Annotated in this window: 10 protein-coding genes; 1 reads left to right on the forward strand and 9 read right to left on the reverse strand. The window is 76.4% G+C overall.

What is annotated here, in order from left to right; genetic code table 11:
- Window positions 1-63: 63 nt before the first annotated feature.
- From CRP39_RS16175 to CRP39_RS16200, 6 genes are all read right to left on the reverse strand, one after another.
- Window positions 64-1548, reverse strand: a complete 1485-nt coding sequence (locus CRP39_RS16175) for a phospholipase D-like domain-containing protein (protein WP_097207417.1) — start codon at window positions 1546-1548, stop codon at window positions 64-66.
- 3 nt (window positions 1549-1551) lie between these two features.
- Window positions 1552-2241, reverse strand: a complete 690-nt coding sequence (locus CRP39_RS16180) for an NYN domain-containing protein (protein ID WP_245853911.1) — start codon at window positions 2239-2241, stop codon at window positions 1552-1554.
- Window positions 2242-2495: 254 nt separating this feature from the next.
- Window positions 2496-4589 (reverse strand): putative bifunctional diguanylate cyclase/phosphodiesterase, encoded by a 2094-nt coding sequence (locus CRP39_RS16185; protein WP_097207419.1) that lies wholly within the window; start codon window positions 4587-4589, stop codon window positions 2496-2498.
- Between the two features lie 125 nt (window positions 4590-4714).
- The gene (locus CRP39_RS16190; protein WP_097207420.1) at window positions 4715-6439 is read right to left on the reverse strand and encodes an acyl-CoA dehydrogenase family protein; all 1725 of its coding nucleotides are present in this window, start codon (window positions 6437-6439) and stop codon (window positions 4715-4717) included.
- A gap of 381 nt (window positions 6440-6820) precedes the next feature.
- A complete protein-coding gene (locus CRP39_RS16195; RefSeq protein ID WP_172442475.1) occupies window positions 6821-7216 on the reverse strand; it encodes an SRPBCC family protein in 396 nt (131 codons plus the stop codon).
- Window positions 7213-8484: a competence/damage-inducible protein A gene (locus CRP39_RS16200; RefSeq protein ID WP_097207421.1), complete on the reverse strand. Its 1272-nt coding sequence runs from the start codon at window positions 8482-8484 to the stop codon at window positions 7213-7215. Before CRP39_RS16200 ends, CRP39_RS16195 begins: the two co-directional genes overlap by 4 nt.
- A gap of 146 nt (window positions 8485-8630) precedes the next feature.
- On the opposite strand from CRP39_RS16200, the gene CRP39_RS16205 reads away from it, so the two are divergent.
- A complete protein-coding gene (locus tag CRP39_RS16205; RefSeq protein WP_097207422.1) occupies window positions 8631-9248 on the forward strand; it encodes a hypothetical protein in 618 nt (205 codons plus the stop codon).
- Between the two features lie 312 nt (window positions 9249-9560).
- Here CRP39_RS16205 and CRP39_RS16210 read toward each other — a convergent pair whose 3' ends face one another.
- The 3 genes from CRP39_RS16210 to efeB form a co-directional block, all read right to left on the reverse strand.
- Entirely contained in the window at window positions 9561-10976 is a 1416-nt protein-coding gene (locus CRP39_RS16210; protein ID WP_245853912.1) for a serine/threonine-protein kinase, read from the reverse strand.
- Between the two features lie 118 nt (window positions 10977-11094).
- A complete protein-coding gene (locus tag CRP39_RS16215; RefSeq protein WP_097207423.1) occupies window positions 11095-12747 on the reverse strand; it encodes a serine/threonine-protein kinase in 1653 nt (550 codons plus the stop codon).
- Window positions 12748-12984: 237 nt separating this feature from the next.
- A complete protein-coding gene (gene efeB / locus CRP39_RS16220; RefSeq protein WP_097207424.1) occupies window positions 12985-14271 on the reverse strand; it encodes an iron uptake transporter deferrochelatase/peroxidase subunit in 1287 nt (428 codons plus the stop codon).
- Window positions 14272-14296: the final 25 nt, after the last annotated feature.

The raw sequence follows: 14296 nt of genomic DNA on the forward strand, positions 1-14296 counted from the left end.
CGACACGGGACCATGCCGCGGCCGGCGGGGTCGCACCCCCTCGGGGGGAGGCCCGTGGGCGCCTCAGCGGCGCCGGGTCGCCCGGGCGCTGCGGCGGACCCGGCGCCACCGGTTCGGCGTCCGCTCGGCGTCCAGCAGCTCGGTGTCGGCGAGCACCCGGTCCAGCGGGCTCAGCTCCGGTGGCACCACCGGCGCCAGCGAGCGTCCCTGCGGCCGGCGCAGCCGTTCCACCGCCTGCAACAGCGAGCCGCCGCACCGGGCCACCTCCGCCGCCACGGCCTCCGGGGGCACGTCCAGGTGCTCGCCGAGCAGGCGGTCGCGGAGGCTGGTCACGGCCGCGGCCAGCTCCTCGCGCCGCGGGTCCCCGGCGGGGGCCTCGATCGACAGGTCGCACTCGGTGTCCAGGCCCATCGAGCGGTTGTTCAGGTTCGCGGAACCGATCCGCAGCAGCCGGTCGTCGACGACGAGCACCTTCGCGTGCACGTAGATCGGACGCCGACCCGCGGTGACGGGGAAGTAGATCCGGAACCGGCCGTGGACGTCGGCGTCCTGGACGAGGGCGAGCAGCTTGGCGCGGGCGGTGTCCATAGCCTTGGTCTCCAGCCACCCCCAGGCCGACTGCGGGTTGACGACGACGACCTCCGGGCCGTCGTCCTCCCGCAGCCGGTCGGCGATCGCCTCGGCGATACGGCGGTTGGCGAAGTACTGGCTCTCGATGTAGACCGTCCGCCGGGCCGCCGCGACAGCCGCCAGCCACAGCAGCTCGATCTCGTGCACCAGGGACTTCCCGCCGTGCTCGGGGCGGGTCCGGGAGATGGCGATGTCGACGTCGGTCAGGAACGGCTCCACCTCCGGCGGCCAGCACAGCTGGGCGTCGGTCACCGGCTCCAGGGCTCGTCCCGTGCCGCTCTCCCACCGCTCGCGGGCGAGGTCGCCGATGGCCTGCGCCGCCGGACCGGACACCAGGCTCGTCACGTCGTGCCAGGGGCCGCGGTCCTGGTGCGTGCGGGGACGGCGCCGGTGCCGGTGCCGGTCGCGGTGCTCAGGGGTGTCCCACCGGTCGGCGGTGACGTCGATGCCGCCGGCGAAGGCCAGACAGTCGTCGATGACGACGATCTTCTGGTGGTGGGCGCCGCCGACCGGGTGGTGGGTGTCGACGGTCATCGTCAGCCGATCGGGGGTGCGCCGGTTGAGCAGCACGATGGGCGCCAGACCCCGGGCGAGGGCCACGAACATGCCCAGGTCCCACTGCAGGACGCCGATCTCCAGCTCCGGGTTGCCCCGCACGGCGTCGGCCAGCACCTGGTCCAGCCGGTCGCGGCTCCGGCGGCCGGTGCGGCGGGGGTCCAGGCGGATCCGCGGGTCGAAGTCCCAGCCGATGAACAGCACCCGCCGCTCGGCGCGCAACACCGCACCCTTGAGCGCGGCGAAGTAGTCGGCGGCGTCGACGAACACCGCGTACCGGTCGGCACGCTCGACCCGCCAGCAGGTCTCGCCGGGGACGAGCAGCTCCTCGGCGAGGACCGGCCCGGACTCCTCGTCCTGCACCGGTCAGCCGTTGCGGCGCAGGAAGCCGGCGACGAACTCGCGCAGGCTGCGGGTGGGCCGCAGCCAGGCGCCGTCGGGCGGCAGCGCGTCGAGGCGCACGCGGTCCAGCGGCTCGGTGAACGCCCCCGGCACGTCCTCGATGTCGATGAACTCCAGCAGGTCCGACCCGATGGCGTAGCCGGCGACCTCGCTGAACGCGACCACGACGACCTGGGTGCCGGTCCGCGCCAGCTCCTCCAGCGGCTCGGCGAAGTTGCGGCCGTCGCCGGAGAAGACCACGAGCCGGCGCAGCCGGTGGCTGTGCTGCCGGACCGCGATGTGGTCGAGCATGTCCTGGTCGATGTCGTCGTCGGGCTGGGTCTTGGGCCGGGCGAAGACGGCGAACCCGAAGTTGCGCAGCGCCTCCACCCAGCGCTGCAGCGAGCCCACGACCGGCGGGATGTTGGCGAAGACGCAGGCCTCGACCTCGGGGGCGTCGGGCGCACCCGGATCACCGGCGCCCTCGACGAACCACGCCGCGATGGCGTCGAACCGGGGCCGGGACGCCGCGGTGGGACGGGCGCCGATCACCGTCGACAGGGTCATGTCGATGTTGGGCGCGTCCCAGATGAGCAGGTCCAGCGCCGGGCGGGAGCGCCCCTGCGACGGGGCGGCGTCGGCTGCCGGGTCGTCCGCGAGGTCCAGGTCGGTCACGGGGGCAGTCTGCCGGGTCACGGACGGCACCGGCGACGGGGCGTCCGACGGCGGTGCCCCATCGGGGGAGACCGCGTCCGGCGGCGGGACGTCGGTCAGCGGCCCGGTTCCCGGGCGGGGCGGCGTCTCCGGCGGGGGTGCCACCGGGCGCGGGGGTCCGGCCGGGGCGGTGGCCCGGCGTCCGCGGCGACGCAGCCGGGGACCGGTCCCCGGCCGGCCGTCCCCGGCTCCCCTCGGTGCTGGCACGGGGCGGCTCAGCAGCTCTGGCCCTGCAGGGCCAGGGCGCACGAGTCACCGCCGGCGGCCCGCACCCGGGACGCCCAGCGCGGGACCTCACCGGCCGGCATCGGGCGGCCCAGGAGGTAGCCCTGGGCGAGGTCGCAGCCTGCGTCGCGGACCATCTGCAGGTGCTCGGCGGTCTCCACGCCCTCGGCCACCGACCGGATGCCGAGGGTGCGGGCGAGGGAGACGATCGCGGCGAGCACGGGTCCCGAGCCGCCGGCGGCCAGCCGCGCGGCGGCGGTGAGCAGCGAACGGTCGATCTTGAGCGTGCCGATCGGCAGGGCCAGCAGCTGGGCGAGGGACGACCAGCCGGTCCCGAAGTCGTCGATGGCCACCCGGACGCCGGAGTTGCGCAGCACCGACAGCTGGTCCTCGGCGCGGGTCGGGTCCTCCGCGACGCTGGTCTCGGTGAGCTCGAGCACGAGCCACTCCGCCGGGAGCCCGGAGTCGTGCAGCGCCACGCGGACGTCGCGGACCAGCGTCTCCGCGGAGAAGTGCCGGGCGCTGATGTTCACCGACATGCGCAGCGGCAGCCCGTCGGCGGCCCACTGCGCGGCCTGCCGGGTGGTCTCCCCCAGCAGCCAGCGGGTGATCGGGATGAGCTGGCCGGTCTCCTCGGCGACGGAGAGGAAGGCGTCCGGGGACAGCAGGCCCCGGTCGGGGTGCTGCCAGCGCAGCAGCGCCTCCACCCCGTCGACCTCGCCGGTGTCGACCCGGACCACGGGTTGGTAGTGGACGACGAACTGGTCCACCGCGCCGTCCCGGAGCCGGTTGGCCACCTCCAGCCGCCACCGGGCGGCGTCCCGCAGCCCGGGGGAGAACAGGTGGATGCGGTCGCGGCCGGCGCCCTTCGCGGCGTAGGCCGCCGTGTCGGCGTCGCTGAGCAACTGGTGGGCCTGCCGGACTCCGGGCTGGGCGGCGGCGACGCCGATGCTGACCGACAGCGGCACCGAGATGCCGGCGGCCTGGAACGGCCGGGTGAACGACGTCTGGAGCCGGAAGGCCAACGCGGCGGCCTCGGAGGTGTCGCAGTCGCGGGCGAGCACCAGGAACTGGTCGCCGCCGAGCCGGCCCACGCTGTCGCCCGGGCGCACCTGCTCGGCCAGGCGGGCGCCGACCTGCCGCAGCAGCTCGTCGCCGACCGCGTGACCGAGGGAGTCGTTGACGGTCTTGAACCCGTCGAGGTCGAGGAAGAGCAGCGCGGCCCGGCCGTCCGGCTCGGCCAGCGCATCGCCGATCAGCTCCAGCAGGCGCGAGCGGTTCGGCAGCCCGGTGAGGTCGTCGTGGTTGGCCTGCCACGCCAGGGCCTGCTGGTTCCGGACCCGCTCGGTGATGTCGATGTGTGTGACGACCACGCGCCCGGAGGGCTCCACCCGCGCCGCCTGGATCCGGAACCAGGAGTGCTCGGACCCCAGGGCGTGCGCGTAGTCGCGGGTGAACGCCCGGTCGGCCACGCCGGGACCGCCGGCGAGCAGCTCGCCGACGCCGCGGACGATCGCCTCCCGGTCCTCGCCCTCGACGCTCAGCGCGAAGACCTCGAGGTAGTCGTCGCCGACCGCGGCCGCCCGGTAGCCGGCGCGCCGCACGATCTCCGACGCCGCCAGCCACCGCCGGTTGGCCGACACGATCCGCCCGTTGGCGTCGAGCAGCACCGTGGGCGAGGGCAGCCCGTCGAGGACGGCGGTCAGCTGCGCGATCTCCTCGGTGCGCGCCGCCTGCGCGCGGTGTTCCTCGTCGACGTCCCGCAGGAAGACGGTGAGGCCGGCGGACCCGGGGAACACCCGGGCTTCGTACCAGCGGTCGCGCGGGCGGTAGAAGAACGTCACGGTTCGGGTTCCGCCGTCGGCCAGCGCCGCCCGGTACCGCTCCTCGAGGACGGTGCCGCGCGCCTCGGGGAAGCACTCGAGGGAGTCCTGGCCGACCAGGTCGTGCACCGGCCGGTCGAGCAGCGCCGCGGCGGCGGCGTTCACGTAGGTGAAGCGGCCCTCGGCGTCGAGGCGGTAGACGGCGTCGGGCACGGTGGACAGGGGGTCGGCCACCGGCCCCGCGTGGACGTGTCGGTGCACCCTGCCCGCTTCCTCTTCCCCCTGGGGCACACGTCGGCCCTTCTCCTCCAGGACCACGCCGCCCACCATCCCCGACAGCTCAGCGTCGGCCGACGCAACACCGAGGGTAACCACACGGTTGGGATTCAGACAGGTGAGACGGCGGCGCGATCCACGATCGCGGCCAGCGGGGTCCCGGCGGGCAGCGTGCCGAGCACCGGGCTCCAGTTCCCGCCCAGGCGCGTGGCGCAGAAGGCGTCGGCGGTCTCCGGCGGGGCCCAGCGGAGCAGCAGCGAGCCCTGCAGGCACAGCGCCAGCAGGCCGGCGACGCGGCGGGCGCGCACCGGGAGGTCCGCCGGATCGGCGAGCTCCGCCGAGAGTCGGGCCACCGCGGCGTCGTACCGGCGGTCGGCTCCGCGAGCGAGGTCCAGCTCCGCGCGGACCGCGGCGAGGGCCTCCGAGGAGCGGCCGAGGGCCCGGAGGACGTCGAGGGCGATGACGTTGCCGGAGCCCTCCCAGATGGAGTTCAGCGGCGCCTGGCGGTAGAGCCGGGGCAGCCCGGACTCCTCGACGTAGCCGTTGCCGCCGAGCACCTCCAGCGCCTCGGCGACCGCAGCCGGGGTGCGCTTGCAGACCCAGTACTTGGCGGCCGCGCCGGCCAGCCGGAGGAACGCGGACTCCCCCGCGTCGACGGCGGCGGCGAGCCGGACGGCGAGCGCGGTGGCGGCCTCACTCTCCACGGCGAGGTCGGCGAGCACGTTCTGCATCAGCGGCTGGTCGGCCAGGAGGGCGCCGAACGCGCGCCGGTGGCGTGCGTGGTGGATCGCCTGGGTGAGCGCGGCCCGCACCGTGGCGGCCGACCCGAGGGTGCAGTCCAGCCGCGTCATGTTGACCATCTCGATGATCGTGGGGACGCCGCGACCGGGCTCCCCCACCAGCTCCGCCGTCGTCCCCTCGAACTCGACCTCGCTCGAGGCGTTGGAGCGGTCGCCCAGCTTGTCCTTGAGGCGCTGCAGCCGGAAGACGTTGCGGGTGCCGTCGGGCAGGACCCGCGGGACCAGGAAGCAGGAGACGCCCTCGTCGAGCTGGGCGAGCACGAGGAACAGGTCGCTCATCGGGGCGGAGGTGAACCACTTGTGGCCGGTCAGCGCGTACGTCCCGTCCGGCTGGGGGACGGCGCGCGTGGTGTTGGTCCGGACGTCGGAGCCGCCCTGCTTCTCGGTCATGCCCATGCCGGCGACGAGGCCACGCTTGCCGGCCGGGTCGACGAGGCCGAACTCGTAGGCCGGTGCGGTCAGGCCCGGCTCGTATCGGGCGGCCAGCTCCGGGGCGGCCCGCAGGGCCGGGACGACGGCGTAGGTCATCGTCACCGGGCAGGCGTGGCCCATCTCGACCTGCGTCCAGCCGAGGTATCCGACGGCACGGCGGACGTGCGGGTGCTCCCCCGCCGCCGCCGGGGCGGTGGGGTGGGCGGACGGCGCAGCGGCGGGGTGGGCGGACGGCGCAGCGGTGGGGTGGGCGGACGACACAGCGGTGGGGTGGTCGGACGGCGCAGCGGCCCACGGAGCGCCGCCGAGGCCGTGCTCGAACGCGGTGCGCATGAGCTCGTGCCAGGCGGGGTGGAACTCGACCTCGTCGACACGGTGGCCGTAGCGGTCGTGGGACCGGAGGCGGGGTGGGTTCTCGTTGGCCAGCCGCCCCCAGTCCTGGGCCTGCTCGCTGCCGGCCAGCGCACCGATGGCCTTGAGCGAGTCGAGCGCGTCCTGGCCGGCGTGCCGCCGGCAGGCCTCGGCCAGGGCTGCGTCCCCGGCGATCGGGTCGTGCCCGGCCAGTGGAGGGACCTGGTTCGTGACCTCGTGCGTGACGCCCATGCGCGGACCGTACGACGGCTCGGTTCCACGTGGAACGCGGTCGACGCCACGCGCTCCGGAACGGTCGCCTGCGCCCGCTCGGCCACCGAACGTCTCGGTCCGGCACCCCCCGACCGGACCCGCTCCGCCGTCGCCGGGCACGCGGTACACCGCGAGGCCGGCCGCGGTACGGCAAGGACGGCACACAGCGCAGTTGATGCCGTTCCAGATGGGCACCGTCCGACGTGGGCTCTGGCGACCGTCGAGCACCGAGCCACTGAACCGGCCGGGTCGGGCCGCGCGGTCATCACGGGACACGAGACACAGCCGGGGCCGGCCGCGCGGCGAGCGTCGCGTCCCCGGTGGGCACATGCCGCCGCACGGCCCGGACCGCGGCAGGCCTCAGCGCAGCGGGTGGACCAGCCGGCCGAGCGCCCACCGCGCCAGGGGCGCGTAGCCCAGCACCAGGGGCGCCGGACCGCGGACCCGCAGCCCGGTGGTGCTGCCGCCGTCTGGACCGTCGGCCACCCAGTGCAGGAGCCGTAGCCGCACCGGACCCGCCGCCACCGTCCACGACCACCGGCGGGCCGCCTCGTCGACCGAGTCGACGACGAAGGGCAGCGCCACTCCCAGGGGCGCGTGCACCCGGCCCCGCACGCCCGCCGCCAGCCGCCCGACAGGCAGGTCGACGCCGGTGATCTGCGGTGCCCACTCCGGCCAGCGCGCCGGCACGGCGTAGCGCTCCCACACCTCGCCGGGCGGCTCCGGCCCCGTCGCGTGCAGGGTCAGCGTGGTCACGCGGGCGGGCCCCCGAGCAGCAACTGCCGGAGCATGTGCATCGCGAGGGTGACCGAGCGCTGGCGCACCGCCGACCGGGAGCCGGGCAGCACCACCGACCGCGGCTGCCGCCCGTCCGGCCCGACCACGCACAGGTGCACGGTGCCGACCGGTTTGTCCGGCGTCCCGCCACCCGGGCCGGCGATCCCGGTGATGCCGATGCCGACGTCAGCACCGAAGCGCTCCCGCGCCCCCTCGGCCAGCGCGGCCGCCACCTGGGTGCTGACCGCGCCGAACTCGGCGAGCACCTCCCCCGGGACGCCGACCAGCGCCTCCTTCGCCGAGTTCGCGTAGGACGCCACCCCGCCGAGGACCCACGCCGAGGACCCCGGCCGCTCGGTCAGCCGCGCCACGAGCAGCCCACTGGTGCACGACTCGGCGGTGGCGACGGTCAGCCCGTGGTCGGCGAGCGCCCCTGCGACCAGGTCGTCCACCGTCGGCCCGGTCGAGAACAGGTGCTCTCCGTGCGCCTCCCGGAGCACGCCCAGCAGCCGGTCGTACTCCGGCTGGGCCTCCGGCCCGTACCGCGTGACGATCTCCAGCTCGCCGTCCCGCAGGCAGGTGGTGACCTCCAGCCCGGGCAGCTCGTACCCGCGGAGCGTGGCGGCCAGCTCCGACTCCAGCGTCCCCCACAGCCGCACCGTCTCCTGCCGGAGCTCGCTGCGCCCGGCCAGCGCCCGCTGCACCTGCTCGTCGGCGAGGGCGGCCGGCCACATGCCCTGCAGCTCGGACGGCGGCCCGGGCAGGACGACGACGACCGGCCCGGTGCCCCCTTCAGGCGGCGGGACGACGAGGCCGGGCGCCGTCCCCACCGGGGGCAGCACCGTCGCACCGGCCGGGACCATCGCCTGCTTCCGGACGCCGGCGGCGGTGGCCTCCGGGTCGGCGCGCAACCCGCGCCCGCGCATGAGGCGCTCGATGATGCCGGCGACGTGCCGCTCCAGCTCGGCATCGAGCTCGACCGGCCGGCCCTGGACGTCGCCCACGATCTCCGCGGTCAGGTCGTCGGCCGTGGGCCCGAGCCCGCCGGTGGTGATGACGACGTCCTCGGTGGACAGGAAGCGCAGGGCGGCCCGCAGGTCGTCGGGGCGGTCGCCCACCACGAGGACACCGCCGACGTCCACGCCCAGGAGCCGCAACTGCTCGGCCAGCCAGGGGCCGTTGCGGTCGGTCACCCGGCCGGTGAGCACCTCGGTGCCGGTCACGACGATCCCTGCGCGCACACCCACCCGGCCGACCCTAGTGACGCTCCCGACCCGCCGCGCCCGGTGCGCCGGACCGCCGCGTCGCTCCCCGGGACGCGCCGTGGCCGCCGTTACCGTCCGAGGACGAACTGGTCCGCCCCCGCGCGACCGGCCCGCGAGCGAGGAGAACCGTGAGCCACCCGACGACCAGCCCCCAGCCCGTCGCCACGCCGGACGTCCCCGGCACGCAGGAGATCCCGGTGGCCGGCGCCACGGCGACCGGCACGCAGCACCTGCCCCGGATCGAGGACCAGCCCACCGCGCCCGGACCGGGGAGCGAGCCGCCCGTGCAGCCGACCGGCCCGGTCGACTTCGTCCCCGGCCTGCCCGGCGTGGGGACACCCCCGCCGCCCGCACCGACCAAGGCGCCGCGGACGCCGCGCACCGCCGCGCAGCGGGCCGCGCTCGCCGGCGCCGGCCTGACCGTCGTGAGCCTGCTGCTGCTCGAGCTGGGCCTGGCCCTGCCGTTCGGCGCGGAGTCCTTCTGGACGACGGTGCCGCTCTGGTCGGTCTTCGCGACGCTCGCCACCCTGCTCGGGCTGCTGCCGTCGGCCGCCCGCCTGCTGGGCACCCGGCTGCGTCCTGGCACCGCGTGGCGGGCGGCCGCGGGCGGGCTGACCGGGCTGGCGGTCTTCTGGGTGCTCGTGGTGCTCCCGCGGGCCGACAGCGACCGCGGGTTCCTGCTCACCGCCGCGCTGGCCGCCCTCGGCGCGGCGCTCTGGACCGCCGCCCCCACCCGTCGCGACTGACGGCACCTCCCGCCCGTCCGCCCGGGCGCCGCCGGTCCCCGCTGGTGCCGGCGGCGTCAGCGGTTCCCGCGACCGTTCCCGTTCCCGCCGTTGCCGTTCCCGTTGCCCTTCCCGTTGCCCTTCCCGTTGTCGCCGTCGCCGTTCCCGCCGCCGCCGTCGCCGCGCCCGTGGCCTTTGCCCGGGGCCGTCCCGCCCCTGTCGGCGTCGTCGGGGTCGTCCTCCGCGGCCCCACCGCCGGAGTCCCCGCCGTCCCCGCTGCCGCCGTCCCCGCCGTCCCCGCCGTCCCCGTCCGCGGCGGCCCCCGCGGCGACATCACCGGCGCTCGGGGCACCGGGGTCCCCGCGGGACGGAGCCCCGGATCCCGGACCCGCCGTCGCGGCCGGCGCCTCCTCGACCGGCCCGGCACCACCGCCCTCGGCCGGCGCCGCGGGCGCGGCCGGCTCCGGGGAGGGGGGCACGGCCACCACCGGTGGGGCCGTCGCCACGGTGAGCGTCACGAGGTCGCCGCGCGCCAGCGCCCCCACCGGCCCGACCCCGGTGACCAGCCCGGCCGGGACGTCGGCCCGCTCGAGCGGCGCCCGCTGCAGGCGCAGCCCCAGCGCCGCGAGCTCCCGCTCCACCTCGTCCACCGGCCGGCCCAGGTACGGCGCGGCGGTCACCACGACGACGTCGTCGCCCGGCGGCGCGCTGGAACCGGTCCCCTCGTCGACGACGGCGACCGGCACCCCGGCGTTCCCGCCGGTGACCTCGAGCAACCCGACCGCGGCCCCGGCGCCGGCGCCGCGCGGCCACCGGGACCAGGAACCGGCGCCGGCGGGAGGCCGCGCCGGCGGCCCCCCGGAACGCCGTGGTGGGCGGGAGCGTCGCGCTGGGTGGCGGGGCGGGGGGCAGCGGCCGGCCGGCCAGGACGTCGTCGACCGCGGCCCGGAACGCGGCGCCGTCCGGGAAGCGCCGCTCCGGCTCCTTGACCAGCGCGTGGGCGACGAGCGTGCGCACCGGCGCCGGGACGTCGTCGGGCAGCGGGTCGGGCTCGTCGCGCAGCTGGGCCACGGCGATCTGCACCGGGTTGTCGCCGTCGAAGGCGCGACGGCCGGCGAGGCACTCGTAGGCGATCATGCCCAGCGCGTAGACGTCGCTGGCGGGGCAGGCCCGGCCGCCGGCGGCCTGCTCCGGGGCGAGGTAGTGGGCGGTGCCGACCACCTGGCCGGTGCGGGTGAGCGGGACGCTGGAGGCCGACCACGCGACGCCGAAGTCGGTGATCTTCACCGCCCCGTCCTCGCCCAGCAGCACGTTGCCCGGCTTGACGTCGCGGTGCACGACCCCGGCGGCATGCGCCGCGGCGAGGGCGTCGGCGGTCCGGCCGACGACGTCGAGCGTGCGCTCCGCGGTCAGCCGGCCCTCCCGGGCCAGCAGCGCCGCCAGCGACTCACCCTCGACCAGTTCCATGACCAGGTAGGCCAGCGGCTCGCCGTCGGTCGCCGTGCCCTCGCCGTAGTCGTGCAGCGCGGCGATGTGCGGGTGCACGAGCCGGGCGGTGAGCTGCGCCTCCGCCCGGAAGCGGGCGAGGAAGGTGGGGTCGCCGGTGTACTCGCTGCGCAGCACCTTGACCGCCACGGCGCGGTCCAGCAGCAGGTCGCGGGCCCGCCAGACCTGGCCCATACCACCGGTGGCCAGCAGGCCCTCGAGCACGTAGCGGCCGCCGAGCGTGCGCCGCTCCGGCTCGACCACCCGTACCCCCTGTCGTCCGCGCCCCCGGGCCAGCCTGCCACCGGCTGCGGAGGCGGACATCCCGGCGGGCCTCGGACCTCCGGCCCAGGTCACGACCTCCGGTCCGCGGCGCAGGCGGTCAGTCGTCGTCGTGGTGGGGGGAGGAGGGGGACGTCGACGCGGACACGGTGGAGGTGGAGGTGGAGGTGGAGGTGGAGGTGGACGGTGAGCCGGTGGCCGTCGACGGCGCGGTGGTGGTGGGTGCGGTCGTCGTCGGGGTGGGCGTCGGCGTCGGGGTGCCCCCCGGCAACTGCGAGGGGCTCGTCGGCTCCGGCGCCGGGGTCGTGGTGGGCGCGGTCGTCGTCGGGACCTCCGCCGGCTCCGGCTGGACCGGCGGCGCGGCGGCGCGCTCGCCCCCACCACTGTTGACGACCGCCGACCCGCGGCCCGGCGCCCGTGAGGTCTGGGGCGCGACGGCGAAGACGACGACGACCTCGTCACCCGCCGACAGCGGCACCCCGGCGGGGTCCAGCGCGGTGACCAGGCCCGGGACGGCGTCGGCGGTGACCTCCTCCTGGCGCGAGACGAGCAGCCCCAGCGCGGAGAGGTTGAGCGCCACCTCGTCGACGCGGCGGCCCACGTAGTCCGCGGCGTCGAGCACGATCCCGGCGTCGTCGGTCTGCGCGGCCACGACCGGCGTCCGGCTGTCGTCCTCGGAGACGGCGACGAAGACCGCGCCCGCGGTGCCGGCCCCCAGCAGCAGGGTCAGCAGCGGCACGAGCAAGGCGGCCGCCCCGCGCCGCCGCGGCGCCGCCGGACTGCTGGTCCGGGGCACCGCGGGGCTGCCGTCGCGCGGGGACGGCAGCCCGGCGGGCACGGCCGGCCGCTCACCGGTGGACGGGGGCGGCGGCGGGATGGGGAGGGCGCACGTGGGCGGAGGCTCGGGCTGCGGGCGGCCGGCGCGGACGTCTTCGACGGCGGCGACGAACGCGGCGCCGTCGGGGATGCGAGCGGACGGGTTCTTGCACAGCGAGCGCCGGATGAGCGTGCGGATCCCGCCGGGGAGGTCCTCGGACAGCGGTGCGGGGTCCTCCCGCACCTGCTTGAGGGCGATGGTGACGGCGTTGTCGCCGTCGAAGGCCGGATGGCCGGTGAGGCACTCGTAGCCGACCAGGCCGAGCGCGTAGACGTCGCTGGCGGGGGTGGCGTGGTGGCCCTCGGCGACCTCGGGCGAGAGGTACTGGGGCGTGCCGATGACCTGGCCGGTGCGGGTGAGCGGCACGCTCCCGGCCGACCAGGCGATGCCGAAGTCGGTGATCTTCACGCTGCCGTCGTCGCGGACGAGGATGTTGCCCGGCTTGACGTCGCGGTGCACGAGGCCGACCCGGTGCGCCTCGGCCAGCGCGGAGGCGGTCTGCTGCAGCACCGACAGCGTGACCGCCGCGTCGAGGCGGCCCTCCCGCCGCAGCACCGCCGACAGCGGCTCGCCCTCCACCAGCTCCATGACGAGGAACGCCAGGGTCTCGCCGCTGCCGTCGGCGGCCTCAGCCTCGCCGTAGTCGAAGACGGCGGCGATGTGGGGGTGGCTCAGCGCGGCGGCGTGCTGGGCCTCGGCGCGGAACCGGGCCCGGAAGGTGGGGTCGCCGGTGTACTCGCTGCGCAGCACCTTCACCGCGACCGGGCGACCCAGCAGGGCGTCCACGCCCCGCCACACCTGGCCCATGCCACCGGCCGCGATCAGCTGGGCGAGCTCGTAGCGGTCCCCGAGAGCCCGCCGACCCGGCTCCACCACCGTGGCTCACCCCTCGCCTGCCCGACTGCCGGTCCTCGGCCCGGGGGCGCCGGCGTCCCCCAGGTCTGGATGTCCCGCGCCGCCTGCGACTACACATGCGTCCGGCCGCCGACCGCATCCCGGGCGTGTCGCTGTCGGCCGAGGACGGGGGCTGCCGAACGGTCTGGGCGCGAGCCGTCCGGGGTCCATCATCCCAGGTCAGCGGGGAACTGGTGGGGACGGTTCGTCACGGTGTGGTCACACCTCGAACAGGGCGCGCCCCCACCAGTCGGCGTCGTCCCGGACCCCCGGCGGGCAGGCGAAGACCGCCGAGGAGGTGTGCCGGATGTACTCGTTGAGGGTGTCCAGCCGCAGGTTGCGCTGGATCTGCACGAACCCGGTCTCGGGATCCCGCTGGAAGGCGATGAAGAACAGCCCGGCGTCGAGGCGGCCGAGGCCGTCGGAGCCGTCCACGAAGCTGTAGCCGCGACGCAGGATCGCCGTCCCGGAGTTGGTGGGATGGGCGAGGAAGACGTGCGAGGTCTCGGGGATCGCGAAGCCGCCGTCCACCCGGGCGGTGAAGCCGACCGGGTCGAACTCCTCCCGCTGCCCCAGCGGGGCCCCGGCCCCCTTGGTGCGACCGATGGTCTGCTCCTGCTCGTCGAGCGTCGAGCTGTCCCACACCTCGATGTGCATCCGGATCCGCCGGGTGACCAGGTACGAGCCCCCGGCCAGCCAGTCGGACCCGCTGTCGCCGTCGGCCACCCACACGAACCGGTCGAGCGCGCCGGCGTTCTCGGCCTTGAGGTTGTCGGTGCCGTCCTTGAACCCCATCAGGTTGCGCGGGGTCGCCTGCGCGGTCGTGGTGGACGACGTCCGGCCGAACCCGAGCTGCGACCAGCGGACGGTCACCACCCCGGCGCCGATGCGGACCAGGTTGCGCACCGCGTGCACGGCCACCTGCGGGTCGTCGGCGCAGGCCTGGATGCACAGGTCGCCGCCGCTGATCGCCGGGTCGATCGTCTCGTTGGCGAAGGACGGCAGCTCGGCCAGCGGCTCGGGACGGCGGTCGGCCAGGCCGAACCGGTCGCGACCGTCGGCGGTGAACAGCGTCGGACCGAACCCGACCGTGAGCGTGAGCCGCGAGGCGGACAGGCCCAGCGCCTCCCCCGTGTCGTCCGGCGGGGCGAACTGCTCCCCGCCCACGGCACCCAGCGGCCCGGCGTCCTGCCCAGCGGTCATCCGGCGGGCGGCCGCGGTCCACGCCTGGAGCATCGCGACCAGCTCCTCCCGGGAGTCGGTGGTGACGTCGAGCGCGACGAAGTGCAGGCGGTCCTGCGCCGGCGTGACGATCCCGGCCTGGTGCCGACCGGTGAACTCGACGACGTCGTCCGCCGGGTCGGAGGCGGGTGCCCCCGCGACCGTCGCCCGGCCGAGCGCGCCGCCGGCGGCGCCGGCCGCGAGGACCCCCGCCGTGCCGGCCCCCACCAGGCCGAACAGGCGGCGCCGGGACAGGCCCCCGGCGGGGGAGGTCGGTTCGCTCATGTCCCTCTCACTGCGGGTGGGCGGT

It is taken from the genome of Geodermatophilus sabuli (assembly GCF_900215145.1).
Lineage (GTDB): Bacteria > Actinomycetota > Actinomycetes > Mycobacteriales > Geodermatophilaceae > Geodermatophilus > Geodermatophilus sabuli.